Source organism: Mesorhizobium comanense (assembly GCF_005503535.1).
Lineage (GTDB): Bacteria > Pseudomonadota > Alphaproteobacteria > Rhizobiales > Rhizobiaceae > Mesorhizobium > Mesorhizobium comanense.
The window spans coordinates 76591-97676 of the sequence record NZ_SCNN01000003.1; the positions used below are offsets into that span (position 1 = coordinate 76591).

At 66.2% G+C, this 21086-nt stretch carries 22 protein-coding genes and 1 tRNA gene; 16 read left to right on the plus strand and 7 right to left on the minus strand.

Annotated elements, in window-relative coordinates; all coding sequences use genetic code 11:
- Positions 1 to 153: 153 nt before the first annotated feature.
- From FFS37_RS06965 to hrcA, 3 genes are all read right to left on the minus strand, one after another.
- Positions 154 to 1521: a PQQ-dependent sugar dehydrogenase gene (locus tag FFS37_RS06965; protein ID WP_137930212.1), complete on the minus strand. Its 1368-nt coding sequence runs from the start codon at positions 1519 to 1521 to the stop codon at positions 154 to 156.
- A gap of 105 nt (positions 1522 to 1626) precedes the next feature.
- The gene (locus FFS37_RS06970; RefSeq protein WP_137930213.1) at positions 1627 to 1821 is read right to left on the minus strand and encodes a hypothetical protein; all 195 of its coding nucleotides are present in this window, start codon (positions 1819 to 1821) and stop codon (positions 1627 to 1629) included.
- 28 nt (positions 1822 to 1849) lie between these two features.
- Positions 1850 to 2932 (minus strand): heat-inducible transcriptional repressor HrcA, encoded by a 1083-nt coding sequence (gene hrcA / locus FFS37_RS06975; RefSeq protein ID WP_137930214.1) that lies wholly within the window; start codon positions 2930 to 2932, stop codon positions 1850 to 1852.
- 193 nt (positions 2933 to 3125) lie between these two features.
- Here hrcA and rph point away from each other — a divergent pair, with 193 nt between their 5' ends.
- The 4 genes from rph (at position 3126) to hemW (ending at position 6272) form a co-directional block, all read left to right on the plus strand.
- Complete coding sequence (rph, locus tag FFS37_RS06980; RefSeq protein WP_137930215.1) at positions 3126 to 3842, plus strand: ribonuclease PH; 717 nt, start codon at positions 3126 to 3128, stop codon at positions 3840 to 3842.
- A gap of 182 nt (positions 3843 to 4024) precedes the next feature.
- Positions 4025 to 4435, plus strand: a complete 411-nt coding sequence (locus FFS37_RS06985) for a VOC family protein (RefSeq protein ID WP_137930216.1) — start codon at positions 4025 to 4027, stop codon at positions 4433 to 4435.
- The gene (gene rdgB, locus FFS37_RS06990; protein ID WP_137930217.1) at positions 4435 to 5097 is read left to right on the plus strand and encodes an RdgB/HAM1 family non-canonical purine NTP pyrophosphatase; all 663 of its coding nucleotides are present in this window, start codon (positions 4435 to 4437) and stop codon (positions 5095 to 5097) included. The genes FFS37_RS06985 and rdgB overlap by 1 nt, the downstream gene beginning before the upstream one ends.
- Positions 5094 to 6272 (plus strand): radical SAM family heme chaperone HemW, encoded by a 1179-nt coding sequence (gene hemW / locus FFS37_RS06995; RefSeq protein WP_137930218.1) that lies wholly within the window; start codon positions 5094 to 5096, stop codon positions 6270 to 6272. Before rdgB ends, hemW begins: the two co-directional genes overlap by 4 nt.
- A gap of 195 nt (positions 6273 to 6467) precedes the next feature.
- Here the strand turns inward: hemW and FFS37_RS07000 are convergent, their stop codons facing one another.
- Positions 6468 to 6656 carry a hypothetical protein gene (locus FFS37_RS07000; RefSeq protein WP_137930219.1) on the minus strand — a complete coding sequence of 63 codons (189 nt, stop codon included), beginning with the start codon at positions 6654 to 6656 and terminating at the stop codon, positions 6468 to 6470.
- A 7-nt stretch (positions 6657 to 6663) separates the two neighbouring features.
- Positions 6664 to 6849: a hypothetical protein gene (locus FFS37_RS07005; RefSeq protein WP_137930220.1), complete on the minus strand. Its 186-nt coding sequence runs from the start codon at positions 6847 to 6849 to the stop codon at positions 6664 to 6666.
- Between the two features lie 168 nt (positions 6850 to 7017).
- On the opposite strand from FFS37_RS07005, the gene rsmI reads away from it, so the two are divergent.
- Together rsmI and FFS37_RS07015 are read left to right on the plus strand one after the other, a co-directional pair.
- The gene (rsmI, locus tag FFS37_RS07010; protein ID WP_137930221.1) at positions 7018 to 7932 is read left to right on the plus strand and encodes a 16S rRNA (cytidine(1402)-2'-O)-methyltransferase; all 915 of its coding nucleotides are present in this window, start codon (positions 7018 to 7020) and stop codon (positions 7930 to 7932) included.
- On the plus strand, positions 7925 to 8302 hold the full coding sequence (locus FFS37_RS07015; protein ID WP_137930222.1) for a YraN family protein: 378 nt from the start codon (positions 7925 to 7927) through the stop codon (positions 8300 to 8302). Before rsmI ends, FFS37_RS07015 begins: the two co-directional genes overlap by 8 nt.
- Before the next feature lie 28 nt (positions 8303 to 8330).
- Here FFS37_RS07015 and FFS37_RS07020 read toward each other — a convergent pair whose 3' ends face one another.
- On the minus strand, positions 8331 to 9137 hold the full coding sequence (locus FFS37_RS07020; RefSeq protein ID WP_137930223.1) for an undecaprenyl-diphosphate phosphatase: 807 nt from the start codon (positions 9135 to 9137) through the stop codon (positions 8331 to 8333).
- A 160-nt stretch (positions 9138 to 9297) separates the two neighbouring features.
- Here FFS37_RS07020 and FFS37_RS07025 point away from each other — a divergent pair, with 160 nt between their 5' ends.
- The 9 genes from FFS37_RS07025 to FFS37_RS07065 all read left to right on the plus strand — a co-directional run bounded on the left by FFS37_RS07025 (position 9298) and on the right by FFS37_RS07065 (position 18164).
- Positions 9298 to 9990 (plus strand): glutathione S-transferase family protein, encoded by a 693-nt coding sequence (locus tag FFS37_RS07025; RefSeq protein WP_137930224.1) that lies wholly within the window; start codon positions 9298 to 9300, stop codon positions 9988 to 9990.
- On the plus strand, positions 9971 to 11125 hold the full coding sequence (queG, locus tag FFS37_RS07030; protein WP_137930225.1) for a tRNA epoxyqueuosine(34) reductase QueG: 1155 nt from the start codon (positions 9971 to 9973) through the stop codon (positions 11123 to 11125). Before FFS37_RS07025 ends, queG begins: the two co-directional genes overlap by 20 nt.
- Positions 11122 to 12021, plus strand: a complete 900-nt coding sequence (locus tag FFS37_RS07035) for an SDR family oxidoreductase (protein ID WP_137930226.1) — start codon at positions 11122 to 11124, stop codon at positions 12019 to 12021. Before queG ends, FFS37_RS07035 begins: the two co-directional genes overlap by 4 nt.
- A 65-nt stretch (positions 12022 to 12086) precedes the next feature.
- Complete coding sequence (gene mepA / locus FFS37_RS07040) at positions 12087 to 13181, plus strand: penicillin-insensitive murein endopeptidase (protein ID WP_137930227.1); 1095 nt, start codon at positions 12087 to 12089, stop codon at positions 13179 to 13181.
- 181 nt (positions 13182 to 13362) lie between these two features.
- A complete protein-coding gene (locus tag FFS37_RS07045) occupies positions 13363 to 14388 on the plus strand; it encodes a glucokinase (RefSeq protein ID WP_137930228.1) in 1026 nt (341 codons plus the stop codon).
- A gap of 153 nt (positions 14389 to 14541) precedes the next feature.
- The gene (locus FFS37_RS07050; RefSeq protein WP_137930229.1) at positions 14542 to 16395 is read left to right on the plus strand and encodes an ABC transporter ATP-binding protein; all 1854 of its coding nucleotides are present in this window, start codon (positions 14542 to 14544) and stop codon (positions 16393 to 16395) included.
- Positions 16392 to 17228 (plus strand): 4-hydroxy-tetrahydrodipicolinate reductase, encoded by an 837-nt coding sequence (gene dapB, locus FFS37_RS07055; RefSeq protein ID WP_137930230.1) that lies wholly within the window; start codon positions 16392 to 16394, stop codon positions 17226 to 17228. Before FFS37_RS07050 ends, dapB begins: the two co-directional genes overlap by 4 nt.
- A 92-nt stretch (positions 17229 to 17320) precedes the next feature.
- The gene (locus FFS37_RS07060) at positions 17321 to 17941 is read left to right on the plus strand and encodes a 2,3-bisphosphoglycerate-dependent phosphoglycerate mutase (protein WP_137930231.1); all 621 of its coding nucleotides are present in this window, start codon (positions 17321 to 17323) and stop codon (positions 17939 to 17941) included.
- 138 nt (positions 17942 to 18079) lie between these two features.
- Positions 18080 to 18164, plus strand: a tRNA-Leu gene (locus tag FFS37_RS07065).
- A gap of 89 nt (positions 18165 to 18253) precedes the next feature.
- On the opposite strand, the gene FFS37_RS07070 is transcribed toward FFS37_RS07065, so the two are convergent.
- Positions 18254 to 19204, minus strand: a complete 951-nt coding sequence (locus FFS37_RS07070; RefSeq protein ID WP_137930232.1) for an ATP-grasp domain-containing protein — start codon at positions 19202 to 19204, stop codon at positions 18254 to 18256.
- A 168-nt stretch (positions 19205 to 19372) separates the two neighbouring features.
- On the opposite strand from FFS37_RS07070, the gene FFS37_RS07075 reads away from it, so the two are divergent.
- The gene (locus tag FFS37_RS07075; protein ID WP_137930233.1) at positions 19373 to 21067 is read left to right on the plus strand and encodes an FAD-dependent oxidoreductase; all 1695 of its coding nucleotides are present in this window, start codon (positions 19373 to 19375) and stop codon (positions 21065 to 21067) included.
- Positions 21068 to 21086 lie beyond the last annotated feature (19 nt).

A 21086-nucleotide genomic window follows, 5' to 3' on the forward strand; every position in this document is an offset into this window, starting at 1 on the left:
CGCGGCCACCTTCTCCCCGAGGGGAGAAGAGGTCTGCGCCGGCGCCGACAATCTCCTCTCCCCACCGGGGAGAGGTCGGATTGCCCCGAATTGCCGTGCAATTCGGTCTTGGCAATCCGGGTGAGGGGGCCTAAGCCACCCAACCAGGTCTGATCAGGACCGGCTGCCGCTGTAGGTGACGCGCCAGATCGTGCCGTTGCCGTCCTCGGTGACGATCAGAGCCCCGTCCTTCGCCACCGCCACGCCCACCGGCCGGCCCCAGACCTCGCCGCTGGAAACGACGAAGCCGGTCATGAAGTCCTCGTATTCGCCGGTCGGCTTGCCGTCCTCGAACTTGAGCCGGACAACCTTGTAGCCCGTCCGGTTGGCACGGTTCCAAGATCCGTGCAGGGCCACGAACGCGTCGCCCCGGTACGCCTTGGGAAAACCGCTGTCGGCGGGAAGATCCTTGCCGTCGTAGAAGGCGATGTTGAGCGGCGCGGAATGGGCCTGCATCAGCACGTCCGGAATGGTCGCCTTGCCGGCGAGATCGGGTCGAGCGCCCTTGTGGCGCGGGTCCTCGTGGTTGCCGATATAATACCACGGCCAGCCGTAGAAGGCGCCCTCCTTGACCGATGTCGCATATTCGAACGGTACATTGTCGCCGAGCGCGTCCCGCTCGTTGACCACGCACCACAGCGCACCGGTCGCCGGCTGGACGGTCATGCCCGAGCAATTGCGCAGGCCCGTGGCGACGATGCGGCCGTTCTTGCCGTCCGGGTCGAAAGCCTTAACGTCGGCGCGGCCCTCCTCGGAACCCCAGCTGGCGCCGAGCGGCTTCGACTTGACCCACGCTTCCAGCCCGCCATCGGGCGCCTTGCCCATGTCCTCGGCGACGTTCGAGCCCGAGCCGACGGAGAGATAGAGCGTCTTGCCGTCCGGCGAGAAGGCGATGTCGCGGGTCCAGTGGTGGTTGGCGGGGATATTCCCGACGATTGTTTGGGGATCGCCGGAGGCCTTGAGATCACCGCTCTTGTAGGCAAAGCGCACGATGCTGTCGCTGTTGGCGACATAGACCCATTTCGGGTCATTGCCCGGCGGATAGAAGGCAATGCCGTAGGGCTGGTTGAGATCGCGGGCGAAAATGCTTTTCTCCGACGGTTTCGCGCTGTCCTGGGCAAGTCTGTAGACGCGAAGCTGGTTGGCCTCGCTGTCGGCCACGAACAGGTCGCCATTGGGCGCCACGCGAACCACGCGCGGATTGTCGATGCCGGATGCGATCATCTCGGCCGAAAAGCCCGGCGGCAACTGCGGCTTGGCATCCGCCGGCATGTCGGCAAGCCCGGCGCTGTTGGAAGCCGATTTGGTGACATAGGGCTTGGGCAGGTCCTGCGGTGTGATCAGGCGCCGCACGCCCGGCCTGTCGGCGCGCCAGTCGCCAAAGGCTTCGGAACCCTTGAGCAAGGGCTGGTCGGCCGCCAGGGCCGCGCCGGCCATCAAGAGACAGGCCGGAAGGGCCGCGAAAGAAGCGTATCTGATCATGGGGTCCTCCAGGCGTGGCCGCCGAACCGCCTGGCCAAGGCCAGGGGCAACGGCCGGCATCGCCGATTGTTCCGCGTTCCTCGCGCCGAATTGAAGCGTGGACGCTCAGGCCTCGGCGTCGAGATCGCTGTCGAGGCGCTTTTCCAGTTCGACGAGATCGGCCGGCAGCGGCAGGCCCATGGCCCGCATTTCCCGCAGTTTTTCGCGCAGCTGTTCCTGAACTTCACGCGCGTCCTCCGGCTGGTTGACCATCTCTTCCAGCAGCAGGCCGATCTGGGCCTTGAGTTCTTCGAACGCCATCGTCGTCTCCTCGATTATTGACGGAGCCTCAACGCAGCATGCGCGATATCAGTTGCGCGGTATAGTCGACCATCGGCACGATGCGGGCATAGTTGAGACGGGTGGGGCCGATGACGCCGAGCGCGCCGACGACGCGCGCATCCTTGTCGCGATAGGGCGCGACGACCAGCGACGAGCCCGACAGCGAGAACAGCTTGTTCTCCGAGCCGATGAAGATGCGCACGCCCGATCCCTGCTCGGCGAGGTCGAGCAGCTGGATCAGCCCGTCCTGCGTCTCCATGTCCTCGAACAGATGGCGCAGCAGTTCGATATCGGCCTGCGCGGTGACGTTTTCGAGCAGGTTGGCGCGGCCGCGCACGATGAGCCGCGCCGGCAGGCCGCTTTCGGCGCCCGCCCACACTGCCAGGCCCTTCTCGACGAGGTCCTGCGACAGCGTGTCGAGGGCCGCCCGCGTCTCTTCCTTGATGCGGGCGATCTCTGTGCGCGCCTCGGCGAGCGTGCGGCCCCGGATATGGGCGTTGAGAAAGTTGGAGGCCTCGTGCAGCTGCGAGACGGTGATGCCCGCCGGCAGGTCGACGACGCGGTTTTCGACATCGCCGTTCTGCGACACCAGCACGGCCAGCGCCTTCGTCGGCTCGAGCTGGATGAACTCGATATGCTTCAGCGCGACCTCGTTCTTGGCCGCCAGCACCAGGCCGGCGCCGCGCGACATGCCCGACAACATCTGGCTGGCCTCGGTCAGCATGTGCTCCAGCGTCGCGCCCGAACCCGATGCGCGGACCTGAGCCTCGATGGCGCGGCGCTCCTCGTCTGACAGATCGCCAAGCTCCATGAAGGCATCGACGAAGAAGCGCAGCCCGGCCTGCGTCGGCAGCCGTCCCGCCGAAATATGCGGCGCGTAGATCAGCCCGAGATGTTCGAGGTCGCTCATCACGTTGCGGATGGTGGCGGGCGACAGCGAGGAGGGCAGGATGCGCGACAGGCTGCGCGAGCCCACCGGCTCGCCGTCCCTGAGATAGGAATCGACGATGCGCCGGAAAATATCGCGCGAACGCATGTCCAGCGATTGAAGCGCCGGCTGCTGCGTAGCGTGATCGATTGCCTTGGTCATCGCGGCCAAAAACCTCCAAGCTACAAGATATAGACTCCCCGACTGCCCGCGCAACCCGCCGCCGCTCTTGCGGTCACTCGGCGCCGCCCCGTGCTGTCGTCCGGCCGTTTTCCTTTGCGCCATGCGCCCGCTGGGTCTACAAGCCGCCCACGATTCAAAAGCCGGTCTGAATACATAACGGGAAAGAGCCTGAATGCGCCCCTCCAAACGCCAATTCGACGAAATGCGCGCCATATCCTTCGAGCGCGGCGTGTCCAAGCACGCCGAGGGCTCATGCCTGGTGAAGTTCGGCGACACCCATGTGCTGTGTACCGCCAGCCTCGAGGAAAAGGTGCCGGGCTGGATGCGCAATTCGGGCAAGGGCTGGGTCACGGCCGAATACGGCATGCTGCCGCGTTCGACCGGCGAGCGCATGCGCCGCGAGGCTTCCGCCGGCAAGCAGGGCGGCCGCACGCTGGAAATCCAGCGCCTGATCGGCCGCTCGCTGCGCGCCGTCGTTGACCTGCAGGCGCTGGGCGAACAGCAGATCACCGTCGATTGCGACGTCATCCAGGCCGATGGCGGCACCCGCACCGCCTCGATCACCGGCGGCTGGGTCGCGCTCTATGACTGCCTGCGCTGGATGGAAGCGCGCCAGATGGCGAGCGTCTCGAAGGTGCTCAAGGACCACGTCGCCGCGATTTCCTGCGGCATCCATGACGGCCAGCCGGTCATCGACCTCGACTATCTCGAGGACTCCTCGGCCGGCACCGACGCCAATTTCGTCATGACCGGCAAGGGCGGCATCGTCGAGATCCAGGGCACCGCCGAGGGCGAACCCTTCTCCGAGGAACAGTTCGCGGAGCTTATGGGCCTGGCCAAGAAGGGCATCTCGCGGCTGGTGAGTTTGCAGCAAATGGCGGTGGCTTAGGTTTAAATGCCGCGCTTGATCACCCCTCTCTGCCCTGCCGGGCATCTCGCCCGCAAGGGGGGAGATCGGCTGTGGTCGCGGGTTTCGCCAATCACCAACGTTGCAAGCCACGAGCCAGCCTTGACGCTGCCGATCTCCCTCCTTGCGGGGGAGATGGCCGGCAGGCCAGAGGGGGGTGCCTCGTGACTCCCTCTGCAATCCTCGAATCCGCTCTGTACGTCACCAACCTGCCAGTCGCCGAGGCCTTCTACCGCGACATCCTCGGCCTCACCCTCCTCGGCAGGGTCGAAGGCCGCCACCTCTTCTTCCGCTGCGGCCAAGGCGTGCTGCTCGTCTTCAACGCCGAGGCGACCAGGATCCCGCCCGCACCGGATGCCCGGCTGCCGGTGCCGCCGCATGGCGCGGTGGGCGAGGGACATCTCTGCTTCGCGGCGACCGCCGACGAGCTCGCCGGCTGGAAAGCCCACCTCGAGGCAAAAAGAATCGCCATCGAAAGCGAGTTCGAGTGGCCGCAAGGCGGCCGCTCGCTCTATATACGTGACCCCTCGGGCAATTCGATCGAATTCGCCGAGCCGAGAATCTGGGGCCTCTGATGCATTCACCAACTCTTCATTCGCTTGATGGCAAGAAGATCGTCGTCGCCAGCCACAATGCCGGCAAGCTGCGCGAATTCGCCGATCTGATGGGGCCATTCGGCTTCGAGGCGAGATCGGCCAGGGATTATGGCCTGCCAGAGCCCGACGAGACCGGCACCACCTTCGAGGAGAATGCCTATATCAAGGCCTTCGCGGCCGCCCAGGCCACCGGCCTGCCGGCGCTTTCCGACGATTCGGGTCTCTGCGTCGACGCGCTCGACGGCGCGCCCGGCGTCTATACCGCCAACTGGGCCGAAAAGCCGGATGGCTCACGCGATTTCGCCATGGCCATGCAGCGCACCGAAGTGGCGATGCAGGAAGTCGGCGCGTCGACGCCCAAGCAGCGCACGGGCCGCTTCGTCGCCGTCATCTGCCTGGCCTTTCCCGATGGCGAGGCCGAATATTATCGCGGAGAGGCCGAAGGCACGCTGGTCTGGCCGCCGCGCGGCGAACTCGGTTTCGGCTACGATCCGGTGTTCTTGCCCGACGGCTTCGAAAAGACCTTCGGCGAGATGAGCGCCGAGGAAAAGCACGGCTGGAAGCCCGGCCAGGCGACGGCGCTGTCGCATCGCGCCCGCGCCTTCCAGAAATTCGCCCGCGCCCGCCTCGGATCGGCATGATCGGGGCCAGCACGACGATGCCGCTCGACCGCAGCCCCGGCTTCGGCGTCTACGTGCATTGGCCGTTCTGCGCGGCCAAATGCCCGTATTGCGACTTCAACAGCCATGTCCGTCACCAGCCGGTCGACCAGGAGCGCTTTGCCGCCGCCTTCGAGGCCGAACTGGCGACGATGCGCCAGCGCACCGGGCCGCGCGACGTCACCAGCATCTTTCTCGGCGGCGGGACGCCCTCGCTGATGAAGCCGGAGACGGTGGCCAGGGTGCTGGACGCCGTGGCGAAGAACTGGACGGTGCCCGGCGGCATCGAGGTGACGCTGGAGGCCAACCCGTCCTCGGTCGAGGCCGAACGGTTTCGCGGCTACCGTACGGCGGGCGTCAACCGTGTATCGCTCGGCGTGCAGGCCCTGAACGACAAGGATTTGCGCTTCCTTGGCCGGCTGCACAATGTCGAGGAAGCGCTGCACGCCATCAGCCTGGCGCGCGAGATCTTTCCGCGGCTGTCCTTCGACCTGATCTACGCGCGCCCCGGCCAGACGCCGTGGGACTGGCAGGCAGAGCTCGAGCAGGCGATCGGCCACGCCGCCGACCATCTATCGCTCTACCAGCTGACCATCGAGGAAGGCACGCCCTTCCACGCTCTACACGCGGCCAAGAAGTTCGCCATTCCCGACAACGACCACGCTGCCGACCTCTATGCGTTGACGCAGGAGGTCACGGCGGCGCAAGGCCTGCCGGCCTATGAAATTTCCAACCACGCCCGGCCCGGCGCGGAAAGCCGTCACAACCTGACCTATTGGCGCTACGGCGAATATGTCGGCGTCGGCCCCGGCGCGCATGGCCGCTTCGTCGAGAACGGCCACCGCGTGGTCACCATCGCCGAGCGGATGCCGGAAACCTGGGCCAATCTGGTCGAGGCCAAGGGTCACGGCGTTACCGGCGGCGAGATCCTGACCCGCTCGGAAGAGGCCGACGAGTTCCTGCTGATGGGGCTGAGGCTCGCCGAAGGCATCGACCTCGCCCGCTACGAGGCGTTTTCCGGGCGCGGCCTGTCCACGGCGCGGCTGTCGGTGCTGCAGGGCGAGGGGCTGGTGGCGCCGATCGGCAATGCGCGGCTGCGCGCCACGCCGGCCGGCATGATCGTGCTGGACGCCGTGGTGGCCGATCTGGCGCGGTAAACAACACCTTCGTCATCCTCGGGCTTGACCCGACGATCCATGCCGCCCGCTCTGGAGAGTGCGGTGGAAACAGAATTTCTGAACCGTAGTGACGCTTTGATGTCGCGGCATGGATCCCGGGGTCTGCGCCGCGTCGCTTCGCTCCTTGCTGCGCCCCAGGATGACGAAACGAGAGAAGTTATCGCCAATCGCAAGTCAGGCGTCGTGCTTGAAACGCCGCTTGCCGCGGTCCTTTTCGGCATGCGCCTCTCCGGTCCGCGCCGGCTTGGCGTCGGCCTTTTCGCGGCGCGCGCTGGGCGGGGCGGTCAGCGGATGCGGTGGGACGCCATCGCGGGCGTTCTTGGTTTCAAGACGGGTGATGAAGATATCGAAGCGATTGGGCATCGTCCGGTCAGTGCTCCGTCGTGCTTTCGGGTTCGTTGTCGGAAAGCCTGACATTGCTGGGCAGGGCTCTCGCGGCCCGCTTGGTCAGGCTGGCTTTGTCTTCGGCAGGCAGATGCTTGTCCCTGGTCAGGGAGGCGTTGTTGCGGCCGGCATAATAGGGCGCGAAAGCGTCCTGTATCTTCAGGCTGTCCATCCTGTCCTCCCTTGGGAATCAGGGGCTAAATCTGCCAGACCCGGTTTCGTTCCCCACTGTGGCGAAGGAATGGCGGCTACCTTACATCGCCGTGAGTTTTGCAACCCCACGCCAGCCGTGCCAAACAGGATTTGGCGGGCCAGACAGGCCGAACGGAGACGACATCAAGTGACGGAAGAGACGGGCAAGCGCAGCTATGTGATCGGGCAGACCGAGATCGCGGCCCGCCCGCTCGAGCCGGCACTCTATCTTGTGGCGACGCCGATCGGGAATCTCGCCGACATCACGCTGCGCGCACTGGAGACGCTGGCCGGCGCCGATATCGTGGCCTGCGAGGATACGCGTGTGTCGCGCGTCCTTCTCGACCGCTACGGCATCCGCCGCCGCACCACCGCCTATCACGAGCACAATGCCGGCGAGGCAGGGCCGAAACTGATATCGGCCCTCCAGGCCGGCCAGAGCGTGGCGCTGATTTCCGACGCCGGCACGCCGCTGGTCTCCGATCCCGGCTACCGGCTGGTCGGCGAGGCGATCGACCACGGCATTCGCGTCGTGCCGATCCCGGGCCCCTCTGCGCCGCTCGCGGCGCTCACCGCGTCGGGCCTGCCCTCCGACGCTTTCCTGTTCGCCGGCTTCCTGCCGGTGAAATCGGGTCAGCGGCTGGCCAGGCTGGAGGCCTTGAGAGCCGTTCCGGCGACGCTGATCTTCTTCGAATCGCCGCGCCGGCTTGCCGAGTCTCTTGGCGCCATGGCGCAGGCTCTCGGCGGCGAGCGCAAGGCCGCGATCGGGCGGGAACTGACCAAGGCCTTCGAGGAAATGCGCATCGGCACGCTGGGTGCGCTGGCCGACCACTATGCCGCGGCCGATACGCCGAAGGGCGAGATCGTCGTCTGCGTCGGTCCGGCCGAGGCCAGGGCGGATCAGCCCGAAGACATCGACCGCTTGCTGTTGTCGCTCGCCGCTGAAATGCCCGCCTCCAAGGCGGCGGCGGAGGCCGCGAAAATGACCGGCGGCCAGAAGCAGGCGCTTTACCGGCGGCTGCTGGAACTTAAAGAGGCTTCGGAGGAAGGCGACGGTGGCTGAGCGTCCGAGCGCCAGCCGCCGGAAAGCCTATCGGCGCGGCCATCGGGGCGAATGGCTGGCGGCTGCCGCGCTGATGCTGAAGGGCTACCGGATTCTCGCGCGCCGCCACCGAACCCGCTTCGGCGAGATCGACCTGATCGCCCGGCGCGGCGATCTCGTGCTGTTCGTCGAGGTCAAGGCGCGGCGCACGCTGATGGAAGCCATGGAGGCGATCGGCCATGAATCGGAGCGCCGCATCGAGGCGGCCGCCGACATCTGGCTGTCGCGGCAGGCGGACTATGGCAGGCTGTCGATGCGCTTCGACATGGTCGCCGTGCTGCCTTGGCGCTGGCCTGTGCATGTCGAAAACGCATTCTATGGAAGGAACTAGTGAGGGCACCCTCCCCACAGGGGTAAGCTCACCCCCAGATCATCAGCGCCACCAGGCCGACAATCCCCACCACCAGCCGCCACCAGCCGAACAGCGCGTAGCCCTTGCGTGAGACGTAGTCGAGCAGGAAACGCACCACGAACAGCGCCGAGACGAAGGCGGCGATGAAGCCGACGGCGATGATCGGGACGTCGGCCGAGGTCAGCACGTTGCGGTTCTTGAACAGGTCGAAGGCGAAGGCGCCGACCATGGTCGGCATGGCGAGGAAGAAGGAGAACTCGGCGGCCGCCCGCTTGTCGACGCCCAAAAGCAGCGCGCCGACGATGGTCGAACCCGAGCGCGAGGTGCCGGGAATGAGCGACAGGCACTGGAACAGCCCGATCTGCAGGTAAAGCCTGGTCGGGAAGCGCTCGACGTCGCGATAGACCGGCTTCAGGTTCATGCGGTCGACTGCCAGCAGCACCACGCCGCCGATGATCAGCATGATGCAGATCAGCCTCGGCGATTCAAACAGCACCGTCTTGATGAAATCATGCGCCAGCGCGCCGATGATCGCCGCCGGCAGGAAGGCGATCAGGATGCCGAGGACGAAATGCCGCGTCAGCCGGTCATGCGGCAATTCCAGGAGCATCTGCCACAGGCGGCGGAAATAGACGGTCAGGATCGCCAGGATGGCGCCGAGCTGGATCAGGATTTCGAAGGCCTTGCCGGTCGACTGGAAGCCGAGGAAATGGCCGGCGAGCAGGATATGGCCCGTCGAAGAGACCGGGATGAACTCGGTCAATCCCTCCAGCAGGCCGAGCAGCAGCGCTTCGACGATGGTCTGGCTTTCCATTTCTACCTCGGCATTTGCATGACGGCTAACGGAACGGCTTGCTTGTCATGGCGTTGAAGTGCCCCTATAGGTCGCAACATCCCTGATGGCCCGCTAACCGGGCGGCCAAGACTTACCGGTGCGTCCGGCGATTCGCCAGTCGCTTTATAATCGCGGAACCATGCTGACGCTTTTCCACCATCCCATGTTCGCAACCTGCCGTTTCGTCCGCCTCGCCTTCGGCGAATATGGCGAGGAACTGGCGCTCATCGAGGAAAAGCCGTGGACGCGGCGCAAGGAGTTCCTGGCGCTGAACCCGGCTGGTACGCTGCCGATCCTGCTCGCCGAGGGCGACGTGCCGATCGTCGGCGCGACGGTGATATCGGAATATCTCGATGAAACGCGTGGCGTGCTGAAGCGCGACAGGCGGTTGTTCGCGGAAGATCCGATGCAGCGCGCCGAAATCCGCCGGCTGATCGACTGGTACCTGAACAAGGCCGAAAGCGAGGTCACCCGGCATCTGGTGCGCGAACGCGTGCTGAAGCCGGTCATGCCGGAAACGGCGGGCGGCGGTTCGCCGGATTCGGGCGCCATCCGCGCGGCCCGCGCCAACATCCGCCAGCACATGAAATACACCAACTGGCTGGCCGGCACCCGTCACTGGCTGGCCGGCGGCAGGGTCACCTATGCCGATCTGGCGGCCGCCGCGACGCTGTCGGTGCTCGACTATCTCGGCGAAATCGACTGGCGCGAACACACCGCGGCGCGCGAATGGTATACGCGGGTGAAGTCGCGGCCCTCGTTCCGGCCGCTGCTGACCGACCGCGTGCGCGGTATATCGCCGGTTTCGCACTATGCGGACCTCGACTTCTGACGCGGCAAGACTGCGCGCGCTGATCGACGCGGAGGCGCAACGCGCCGGCTTCGACGCCATCGCCGTCACCACCCCCGACGCGATCCCGCTGGCGCCGGTCCGGCTCGCCGAATTCGTCGCCGACGGCTTTCACGGTTCCATGGACTGGATCGCGGAGACGATTGCGCGGCGCAGCGAGCCTTCGACGCTTTGGCCCGAAGTCCGCTCCATCATCGTGCTGGCCATGAATTATGGGCCGGACCACGATCCGCGCGACCTGGTGTCGAAGCGTGACCGGGGCGCGATCTCGGTCTACGCGAAAAACCGCGACTACCACGAAGTGATGAAGGGCCGGCTGAAGGAAATCGCCGGCAAGATCGTCGCGCGCGCCGGCGGCGACGTGAAGGTCTTCGTCGATACGGCGCCCGTGATGGAAAAGCCGCTGGCCGAGGCCGCCGGGCTTGGCTGGCAGGGCAAGCACACCAATCTGGTCAGCCGCGCCCACGGCTCCTGGCTGTTTCTCGGCACCATCTTCACCACGGCCGAACTCGCGCCGGACCGCAAGGAGATCGATCATTGCGGCTCCTGCCGCGCCTGTCTCGATGCTTGCCCGACCGATGCGTTTCCCGCGCCCTACCGGCTCGATGCAAGACGCTGCATCTCCTATCTCACCATCGAGAACAAAGGGCCGATCCCGGATGAATTCCGGGAGAAAATCGGCAACCGCATCTATGGCTGCGACGATTGTCTCGCGGCTTGCCCCTGGAACAAGTTCGCCAGCGCGGCCTCCGAGGCAAAACTCGCCGCGCGCGCGGACCTGCGCGAGCCGCCGCTCGCCGACCTGCTGCGGCTGGACGATGCGGCCTTCCGCGCCTTCTTCTCCGGTTCGCCGGTCAAGCGCATCGGCCGCGACCGTTTCGTCCGCAACGTGCTGATCGCCGCCGGCAATTCCGGCGATGCCGCGCTGGCCGCCATCGTGAAGCAACTGCTCGCCGATCCGTCGCCGCTGGTGCGGGGCGCGGCAATATGGGCGCTGGCCAGGCTGGTGCCGGAAACCGAATATCGCGACCGGGCCGCCGACGGCCTGAAGAGCGAAAGTGACAAGGCCGTGCGTGAGGAATGGGCGCGGCCGGTCCCAGCCAGGGCGCATGCATGAGTGAAAAACAGGTTCTTGTCTTCGGCGCGGGTTATTCGGGGCAGGCATTCGCGCGCGCCAATCCGAATCACGCCGCGATCCTCGGAACGACACGCTCCGAGGAGAAATTCGCCGGCCTGCGCCAGGCCGGCGTTACGCCGCTGCTGTTCGACGGCGCGCTGACCGGCGACATCGGCGACGCCTTGGAGAAAACCACCCATCTGGTGATCTCGATCGCGCCCGACGAGGCCGGCGATCCGGTGCTGAATGCCGCGCGCGAGGCGATTGCCGGTATGCCGGCGCTGGAGTGGATCGGCTATCTCTCCACGGTCGGCGTCTATGGCGATCATGATGGCGCCTGGGTCGACGAGACCGCGGAATGCCGGCCGGTGTCGAAGCGTTCGGTGATGCGGGTCGCGGCCGAGCGGGGCTGGTTGGAACTGGGCCGCGAGATCGGCCAGCCGGTGGCGATCTTGCGGCTGTCCGGCATTTACGGCCCGGGCCGCAATGCGCTGGTCAATCTGCAGAACGGCACGGCAAGGCGGCTGGTCAAGCCCGGCCAGGTCTTCAACCGCATCCATTGCGACGACATTGCCGGGGCGCTGTGGCAGCTCATCGAGGCCAACAAAGGCGGCATTTTCAATGTCACCGACGACGAGCCGGCGCCGCCGCAGGATGTCGTCGCCTACGCCGCATCGCTGATGGGTGTCACACCGCCGCCGGAAATTCCCTTCGAGACCGCCCAACTTTCGCCCATGGCGCGGTCCTTCTATGGCGAGAACAAGCGGGTCGCCAATGCGGCGATCAAGGCGGCGGGCTATCGTTTCCGCTTTCCGGACTACCGCGCCGCCCTCGGCCATCTGTGGGCAAGCGGCGACTGGAAGGACGGCGCGGCGCGCAGCCCGATGAAGCGCTGACGATCGAAGCCGCTGGCGCGGCGTGCTATGATTCGGCTTCGGAATTGCGGTGGGGATCCGATTTCATGAAGACAGCGACGTGGCCATATCTCGGGAAATCGTCACGGCTGGCGGCTGCTCTCGGCTTGCTCGTCTTGACCGGTTTAGGCGCGCAGCCAGCATTGGCCGAGGAACGCGCCAAGGACCTGTTCGGTGCCGAGAAACTGCCGACCGCGACCGCGCCGCAATCCTTCGGCTTCTACTCCAAGGGTTGCTTTGCCGGCGGTGTCGCCATTCCCATGGATGGACCGACCTGGCAGGTGATGCGCCCGTCGCGCAACCGCCGCTGGGGTCATCCGGCGATGATCGCGACGATCGAGAAACTGTCGCGCGATGCCGTCGCCGACGGCTGGCCGGGCCTCCTGATCGGCGATATCTCGCAGCCGCGCGGCGGCCCGATGCTGACCGGGCATGCCTCGCACCAGATCGGGCTCGATGCCGATATCTGGCTGACGCCGATGCCCGACCGCACCCTGACGCGGGCGCAGCGCGAGAGCATGAGCGCCACGCTGATGGTCGACGAGAAGACGCATCTGGTGAAGGACGCGCTGTGGACGCCGGCGCACACGCGCCTGCTGAAGCGGGCGGCGAGCTACCCGCAGGTCGAACGCATCCTGGTCAACCCCGGCATCAAGAAGAAGCTCTGCGACACGGTCACGGGCGACCGGGACTGGCTGCGCAAGATCAGGCCGTTCTGGGGCCATGACTACCATTTCCACATGCGCATCGGCTGCCAGCCGGGTTCGCCCGGCTGCAAGGGGCAGGAGGCGACGCCGGCCGACGACGGCTGCGGCAAGCCGCTCGCCTGGTGGTTCACGCAGGAGCCGTGGCGGCCCAACAAGAACCCCGATGCGCCCAAGGCGCGCGACGTCATGACGATGGCGAACCTGCCCAGGGAATGCCGCGACGTGCTCGACGCGCCCGGACCGGTCTCGGCCGAGGCCGCGACCTATCATGGCGGCGCCATGCCGGTCGCGGTTGCCGCGCCCGAACCGGAAGCGCCATCTCCGCCGGCGGCCAAGGCCAGCGGCACGGATGGCCTGTCCGGCGCGGTCAACGCCTTCACCGCAACCCCTGAAGTCGGCGTGCCGGTGCCGAGGCCACGGCCGCCGGGAAATTGACTGGCGGCGGCCCTATCGGTCGGCTCAATCGGTTTAGCCGCCGGTTTTTCGCGAAATAGTGGCCGTTTGGCCGCAGAACCAGCTCGTGCGCGCCGCCGGTCTCGAAAACCGTTTCCCTTTTCAAACTCATGCGCTAGTCAACGGATGAACGGCGATGGGCCGTCGGGGACGGACGACAGGCATGCCAGGCATGGGTGACGAAGAGACTTTGCTGCGGTTTCCGATCCTGATCGGCGACATCGGCGGCACCAATGCACGCTTTTCGATCGTGCTCGACGCCAATTCCGAGGCCGGAGAGCCGGCGATCGTCCAGACCGCCAACTACAACACCATCGACGAGGCGATCCAGGCGGCGGTGCTCGACCGTTCGTCCGTGCGCCCCAATTCGGCTGTGCTGGCGGTGGCCGGTCCGGTCGACGGCGACGAGATCGAGCTCACCAATTGTCCCTGGGTGGTCAAGCCAAGGCAGATGTTCGCCAATCTGGGCCTGAGCGACATCGTCGTGCTCAATGATTTCGAGGCGCAGGCGCTGGCCGTCGTGGCGCTCGGCGAGGAGCATATGGAAAAGATCGGCGGCGGCACGCCCGAGCCCAATGCCGGCAGGGTGGTGCTTGGTCCCGGCACCGGCCTCGGCGTCGCCGGACTGGTCCATGCGCTGCGCCACTGGATACCGGTGCCCGGCGAGGGTGGCCATATGGATATCGGCCCGCGCACGCCGCGCGATTTCGAGGTTTTCCCGCATATCGAGAAGCTCGAGGGCCGCATTTCCGGCGAGCAGATCCTGTGCGGGCGCGGCCTGGTCAACGTCTATCGCGCCGTGGCCAGGGCGGATGGCAAGCCGGCGCCCTTCACCACGCCGGCCGAGGTTACTGGCGCGGCACTGGCCAAGACCGATCGGGTCGCCGAGGAAGCGCTGGAGCTCTTCGTCACCTGCCTCGGCCGCACCGCCGGGGACCTCGCTCTTGTGTTCATGAGCCGTGGCGGCGTCTTCCTCACCGGCGGCATCGCGCAGAAAATCGTGCCGGCGCTGAAGGCGGGCAATTTCCGCGCCGCGTTCGAGGACAAGGCGCCGCACAGCGCGCTGATGCGCACCATGCCCGTCTACGTCATCACTCACCCGCTGGCAGCACTTCTCGGTCTTGCCGCCTATGCCCGCAACCCCTCGCTGTTCGGCGTCCAGACCTCGGGCCGGCGCTGGCAGGCATAGCTTTCCATGACCGGTGCAACGCGAAGGCCTCGAATGCGTTTGAACCCGCGACGAAGTTAATCAGCCTCCGGCATAGGCAAGCCGGCCGCATGGCGCTAAGAGAAGTGCCGAATTGCAGCCGGTCGCCAGGCGGAAAACCACGAAGTTCCCGATTTGACACTACAAGCTCCAAACAAGCAGAAGGCCACGCCCGGCGAGGTCACGGCGGTGCTGCGCCGCATCCTTTCCGAAAACGGCGATGAGTATCGCTGGACCTATGTGGTCGCCATCTCCTGCCTGGTGATCGTTTCCGGCACCACCGCCTTCACGGCATGGATCATGGGCCCGATGATCGACCAGATATTCGTCGAACGGCGCGGCGATATGATCGTCTGGATCTGCGCCGGTTTCATGGCGGCCTCCCTGCTGCGCGGGTTCGCCGGCTATGGCCAGGCCGTGGCTTTGGCCAAGATCGGCAACAATCTGGTCGCGCGCTACCAGAAGCGCAGCTTCGACCATCTGATGAAGCTCGGCGTCAATTTCTTCAACGACACACGCTCGGGTCGGCTGGCGGCACAGGTCAATGAGAATGTCGGCGGCGTTCGCGACCTGCTGTCGCTGACGCTGACCTCCATCAGCCGCGACGCGGTCTCGCTGGTCGGTCTCGTCGGCGTCATGATCTATCAGGATCCGGTTTTGTCGCTCAGCTCGCTGCTGATCGGACCGCCGCTGATCTGGGCCGTGGTCTACATCACGCGTCGATTGCGCAAGATCAACCGGGAATCCGTGCTGATCAATGCGAGGTTGAACGGCTCTGTGCAGGAGGCCACGCAAGGCATCGCCATCGTCAAGGCCTTCACCCTGGAAGACGAACTGGCGCGCCGCATCGGCGTCATGGCCGATACGGCTGAGCAACGCAACAACAAGATCGCCCGGGTCTCGGAGCGGCTGTCGCCTATTTCCGAGATTCTGGGAGGCCTCGCAATAACCGCCGTCATCGCCTATTCCGGTTACAGGGCGCTCATCCTTGGCCAACCGCCAGGAGCGGTCTTCTCGTTCATAACCGCGCTGATCCTGGCCTATGATCCGGCAAGACGTCTGGCGCGCACGCAGGTCGGCATGGAGCGCGCGCTGGTCAACGCGCGCATGATCTATGAGCTGCTCGACATCGAGCCGAAACAGGGGGATGCGCCTGACGCGGTCGAGGCACGGATCACCGCCGGCGAGGTGCGCTTCGAACATGTGACATTCGGCTACAGCGCCGACATGCCGGTGCTGCGAGATCTGAGCTTTACCGCCGCCGCCGGCAAGGTTACGGCCATCGTCGGCGCTTCGGGCGCCGGCAAGTCAACGCTGGTGGCGCTGCTGCAGCGCTTCTACGATGTAGATGGCGGCAGCATCGAGATCGATGGCCAGCCGATCTCGAAAGTGACGAAACAGTCGCTGCGCGGCTCCATCGCCTATGTCTCGCAGTCACCCTACCTGTTCGAAGGCTCCATCCGCGACAACATCCGCTACGGCCGGCTCTCGGCCACCGACGCCGAGATCGAGGATGCGGCGCGGCAGGCGGCGGCCGACGAGTTCATCCGCGCGCAGCCGCAGGGCTACGACACGCCGGTCGGCGAAAACGGCGCGACGCTGTCGGGCGGTCAGCGCCAGCGCGTGTCGATCGCGCGCGCCATCGTGCGCAAGGCGCCGATCCTGCTGCTCGACGAGGCGACCTCGGCGCTCGATAACGAGGCCGAAGCCCGGGTGCAGGAGGCGCTGACCCATGTCATGGCGGGGCGCACCACCATCGTCATCGCCCACCGGCTGTCGACGGTGGTCAACGCCGACCACATCATCGTTCTCGAGGACGGAAGGCTGGTCGAGGAAGGCACGCATGCCTCGCTGATGGCCGATCCGCACAGCGTCTACTCCCGCTTTCACCGCATACAGGGTGTGAAGGGCCTGGGGCTTGTCGACGACAGCCCGCCGATCCAGACTTCGGACCTTGAGACGCAGACCATTGCCCGGAGCACGATATGAGCGCTGCAGACGCAAAGCCGGCGGGTGACATGGGCCTGGTCGTGGTCGGCGCGGCCGGCCGTATGGGCCAGACGCTGATCCGCGCCATCCATTCCATTCCCGGTGCCCGGGTCATCGGCGCCGTCGAGCGCGCCGACTCGCCCCACCTCGGCAAGGACGCCGGGGAACTCGCCGGTGTCGGGCGCCTCGATGTGGCGATCGGCAGCGATCCGCTGCCGGTTTTCGCCAAGGCCGACGGCGTGCTCGACTTCACCACCCCGGCCTCCTCGGTCGAATTCGCCGGCTATGCCGCGCAGGCGCGCATCGTCCATGTCATCGGCACGACGGGATGTTCGGCCGAGGACAATGCCAGGATCGCCGCTGCCGCGCGCCATGCCACCATCGTCAAGTCGGGCAATATGAGCCTCGGCGTCAATCTGCTGGCGGTGCTGGTCGAACAGGCGGCGCGCGCGCTGGATCCGGAGGATTTCGACATCGAGATCCTCGAAATGCATCACCGGCACAAGGTCGACGCGCCCTCGGGCACCGCGCTCCTTCTGGGCGAGGCCGCCGCCGACGGGCGCGGCATCGCCCTTTCGGGCAATGATGTGCGTTCACGCGACGGCCACACAGGTGTGCGAAAAACCGGCACGATCGGCTTTGCCACGCTGCGCGGCGGCTCGGTGGTCGGCGACCACAGCGTGATCCTGGCCGGCACCGGCGAGCGCATCACCCTGTCGCACCATGCCGAGGACCGTGCCATCTTCGCGCGCGGCGCCGTCAAGGCGGCGCTGTGGGCGCATGGCAGGAAGCCGGGACTGTATTCGATGCGCGACGTACTCGGCTTGAGCTGAGACCTGCCGAAACCCAACCACTTTGTTTTAACGCAATTCCCGCGGAAAACCGCTTCACACTTTTCCTGGAATTGCTCTTGAAGGGAGCAAAAATGTCGAGAACCCTCGTGCTCGTCCGTCACGGCCAGAGCGAATGGAACCTGAAAAACCTTTTCACCGGCTGGCGTGACGTCGACCTGACCGAGCAGGGCCACGCCGAAGCCAAGGCCGCCGGCCAGAAGCTTAAGGCGCGCGGGCTGAAGTTCGACATCGCCTTCACCTCGGCGCTGACCCGGGCGCAGAAGACCTGCCAGCACATTCTCGACGCGGTCGGCCAGAGAGATCTGAAGACCATCCGCGACCAGGCGCTCAACGAGCGCGACTATGGCGACCTCTCCGGCCTCAACAAGGATGACGCGCGCCAGAAATGGGGCGAGGAGCAGGTGCATGTCTGGCGCCGGTCCTACGACGTGCCGCCGCCCGGCGGCGAAAGCCTGAAGGACACCGGCGCGCGCGTCTGGCCCTACTACCTGCACGACCTGCAGCCGCATGTGCTGCGCGGCGGCACGGTGCTGGTCGCCGCGCACGGCAATTCGCTCCGCGCGCTGATCATGGCGCTGGACGGCAAGTCCGGCGAGGAGATCGTCAAGCTGGAACTCGGCACCGGCGTCCCGGTCATCTACCAGCTCAACGCCGATTCGACCGTCGCGTCGAAGGAAGTGCTGGAGGGCTGAGCGGCCGTAAGCCGGCAAGCGGAGCTTGTGGCCGCCCTTGGCGCGACAGCCGGCCAGGGTCGGGATGCCGACTTTAGGCACGATGGTCCAAAAAGCGCGTTGACAGCAACCGCTTGCCCGCTTATTGAGCCCGCACCAGCCCAGATGGCGGAATTGGTAGACGCGCACGGTTCAGGTCCGTGTTCCGCAAGGAGTGGAGGTTCGAGTCCTCTTCTGGGCACCAAATTCCCGTTTCGGACCGTCAGCGGTTCAGAGACTTGAGCAAAAAGCCCGGTTCGTCCGGGCTTTTTGCTTATGTGCCGCAGCGATAGTTCAGGCAGCCAGTTTGCGCGCCGCCTCGATTGAGGTCTCCGCGATGATCTCGATCGCGCCGAACTGCTTGTAGAAATCGAGTCCGAACTGCTCCTGGATGCCGCGCCCGGCTTTCCCGCACAGCATCCAGCTGTCGCCGACGGGATTGATCTCGATGAGGAACAATTCGCCCGTCGCGGCATCGCGCAGGATATCGACGCCGAGCGACGGAATGTCGGGAAACACCGCATGGGTGCGCACGGCCAGGTCGAGCACGTCCTGCTCGCCGCTGAGCGCGATCGTGCATCCCTTGGCCGATGCGACGATCGAGGCCCCGGGTGTCGACCGGAACCCGCCGGCGCCGCTCAGTGCGACAAGGTCGCGCCGGCCTTCGTACCGGATCGCGGCCAGCGGCCGGCCGAGATAGGTCAGCACCCGGTAGGCCGTCGGCCACGGGCCGGTATGTATGTACCTCTGGGCGAGCATCGCCGCGAGCCGGCCGGGATGATCGGCGGGATAGTCCTGCGGCTCGATATAGCGCACGCGCCCGGTCTTGTTGATGCGCACGAATGCGCCCTGTTTGCCCCGTGACGGCTTCACCACCACATACGGCCCCCAGACCGCCGGATCGAGTTGGGTGCCGGGCACGATTTCAATCCATTTCGGCACGGGAAGACCGGCTGCATCGAGGGCCGCCAGCTCTTTGATCTTGCCCATCCGCTGATGGACGAGGCGCGTCCCGCGAAGAAGCTTGAGCGACTTCAGCCGGTCCATTTCGATGGCAAGGGTCGGCCTGGTGGCCAGCATCGATGTCCGCCATGAGGTCAGCACGGACGCGGTGGACAGCACGCTCACCTTGATATCAGGCGCGCGGGCCTCGATCAGCGCCCCGGCGGCGCGGAAATCCTCGATCGCTTCCTTCTTGGGGTAGCAATAGAAAGCCAGATTGAGCTTGGATATGCCGTGGTTCACTTTGCTGGACCGGCCACGTGAAATTCAGATCATGGCTGCTTGGTATCGCGGAACGGTCTTGCAGCGCCAACACAAATTTGTCCCCGCCGCGAGTCTCCGACCTCCCCTTGCGGCCAGTCCCCTCACAAACCGCTTCAAACCGGCCGGCCACTTCGCTACGCTCGCGCCATGGCCCCTTCCGTCAGCCCGACCCTTGCCGCACGGCGCGACCAGATGTTTCCCATCCTCACCGATGTGGACATCGAGCGCATGCGCCGGTTCGGCGAGGCGAGGACCTATGCGGCCGGCGAGCCCATCGTCACCGCCGGCACGGTCTCACCCGGGCTGATCCTCATCCTGTCGGGCAAGGTCGACGTCACGCAGGCCGCGATCGGCTCGCGCGAGCCGATCATCAGCCATGGCCCCGGCAATTTCGTCGGCGAGCTGGCACAGCTCTCGAGCCGGCCGTCGCTGGTCGATGCCGAGGCCGCGGCACCTGTCGAGGCTGTCGTCATCCCCTCGCAGCGGCTGCGCGACCTGATGGTGCAGGAGGCCAATCTCGGCGAGCGCATCATGCGCGCGCTGATCCTGCGCCGCGTCGGCCTGCTCGAAAGCGGCGTCAGCGGGCCCATCGTCATCGGCCCGCCCGGCAATGGCGACGTCCTGCGGCTGCAGGGGTTCCTGGCCCGCAGCGGCCAGCCGCACCGCGCGCTCGATTCCGACACCGATCCGTGTGCGAAAACGCTGATCGAGCGCTTCCATGTCGACCCGCACCATCTGCCGATCGTGCTCTGCCCCAATGGCAAGCTGCTGCACAATCCCGGCGAAAAGGACCTTGCCCGCTGCGTCGGCCTGCTGCGTCCGGTCGACGCCGGCAAGGTCTACGATGTCGCCATCGTCGGCGCCGGGCCGGCCGGGCTGGCGGCGGCCGTCTACGCCGCTTCCGAGGGCTTGTCGACCATCGTGCTCGATTGCCGCGCCTTCGGCGGGCAGGCCGGCGCGTCCTCGCGCATCGAGAACTATCTCGGCTTTCCCACCGGCATCACCGGCATGGCGCTGATGGCGCGCGCCTACAACCAGGCGCAGAAATTCGGCGTCGAAATGGTGATACCGGATGAGGCGAAGCTCCTGACCGCCGCGCCCGACATGTCGGGCGCCCGCTACCTGCTCGATGTCGGCGACGGCGAGACCGTGCACACACGCACCGTGGTGATCGCCAGCGGCGCGCGCTATCGCCGCCTCGACCTCGCCAATCTGGCCGGGTTCGAGGGAACATCGGTGCATTACTGGGCCTCGCCCATCGAGGCGCGGCTCTGCGCCGGCCAGGAGGTGGCTCTTGTCGGCGCCGGCAATTCGGCGGGCCAGGCCGCCGTCTACCTCGCCAGCCATGTGCGCAAGGTCACGCTGCTCGCGCGCCGCGGCAGCCTCGGTGCCACAATGTCGCGCTATCTGGTCGAGCGCATCGAGGCGCAGCCCAACATCGAGGTGCTGGCCGACTGCGAAATCGAGGCGCTGGAGGGCGAGGAGGGCAATCTTGCCGCCGTCCGATGGCGCAACAGCGTCAGTGGAGAACGCACGACGCGCCCGATCAATCACCTCTTCCTGTTCATCGGCGCCGACCCGAACACCGACTGGCTCGCGCAATGCGGCGTGGCGCTGGACGCCAAGGGCTTCATCCGCACCGGAGCGGAGCTGGGGCCGGCACAGGGCACGATGCAGACCAGCCGCGACGGCGTCTTCGCCATCGGCGACGTGCGCTGCGGCTCGGTCAAGCGCGTCGCGGCCGCCGTCGGCGAGGGCGCCCAGGTTGTCGCGGCCCTGCACGCCTATCTGTCGCGAAACGGCGGCCAGGCGGGGGGAAGCAGTTCGAAGGAAAGCGCGTAGCGAATTGCGCGGGGAAGAT

Bases quoted from the DNA above. Each gene is read 5' to 3' on its own strand.
- rdgB (WP_137930217.1), top strand. From the start codon at position 4,435: ATGCATTCACCAACTCTTCATTCGCTTGATGGCAAGAAGATCGTCGTC.
- FFS37_RS07035 (WP_137930226.1), top strand. From the start codon at position 11,122: ATGAGTGAAAAACAGGTTCTTGTCTTCGGCGCGGGTTATTCGGGGCAG.
- FFS37_RS06970 (WP_137930213.1), bottom strand. From the start codon at position 1,821: ATGGCGTTCGAAGAACTCAAGGCCCAGATCGGCCTGCTGCTGGAAGAG.
- queG (WP_137930225.1), top strand. From the start codon at position 9,971: ATGCGGACCTCGACTTCTGACGCGGCAAGACTGCGCGCGCTGATCGAC.
- FFS37_RS07025 (WP_137930224.1), top strand. From the start codon at position 9,298: ATGCTGACGCTTTTCCACCATCCCATGTTCGCAACCTGCCGTTTCGTC.
- FFS37_RS07000 (WP_137930219.1), bottom strand. From the start codon at position 6,656: ATGCCCAATCGCTTCGATATCTTCATCACCCGTCTTGAAACCAAGAAC.
- dapB (WP_137930230.1), top strand. From the start codon at position 16,392: ATGAGCGCTGCAGACGCAAAGCCGGCGGGTGACATGGGCCTGGTCGTG.
- mepA (WP_137930227.1), top strand. From the start codon at position 12,087: ATGAAGACAGCGACGTGGCCATATCTCGGGAAATCGTCACGGCTGGCG.
- rph (WP_137930215.1), top strand. From the start codon at position 3,126: ATGCGCCCCTCCAAACGCCAATTCGACGAAATGCGCGCCATATCCTTC.
- FFS37_RS07075 (WP_137930233.1), top strand. From the start codon at position 19,373: ATGGCCCCTTCCGTCAGCCCGACCCTTGCCGCACGGCGCGACCAGATG.
- FFS37_RS07005 (WP_137930220.1), bottom strand. From the start codon at position 6,849: ATGGACAGCCTGAAGATACAGGACGCTTTCGCGCCCTATTATGCCGGC.
- FFS37_RS07045 (WP_137930228.1), top strand. From the start codon at position 13,363: ATGCCAGGCATGGGTGACGAAGAGACTTTGCTGCGGTTTCCGATCCTG.
- FFS37_RS06965 (WP_137930212.1), bottom strand. From the start codon at position 1,521: ATGATCAGATACGCTTCTTTCGCGGCCCTTCCGGCCTGTCTCTTGATG.
- FFS37_RS07020 (WP_137930223.1), bottom strand. From the start codon at position 9,137: ATGGAAAGCCAGACCATCGTCGAAGCGCTGCTGCTCGGCCTGCTGGAG.
- hemW (WP_137930218.1), top strand. From the start codon at position 5,094: ATGATCGGGGCCAGCACGACGATGCCGCTCGACCGCAGCCCCGGCTTC.
- hrcA (WP_137930214.1), bottom strand. From the start codon at position 2,932: ATGACCAAGGCAATCGATCACGCTACGCAGCAGCCGGCGCTTCAATCG.
- FFS37_RS07060 (WP_137930231.1), top strand. From the start codon at position 17,321: ATGTCGAGAACCCTCGTGCTCGTCCGTCACGGCCAGAGCGAATGGAAC.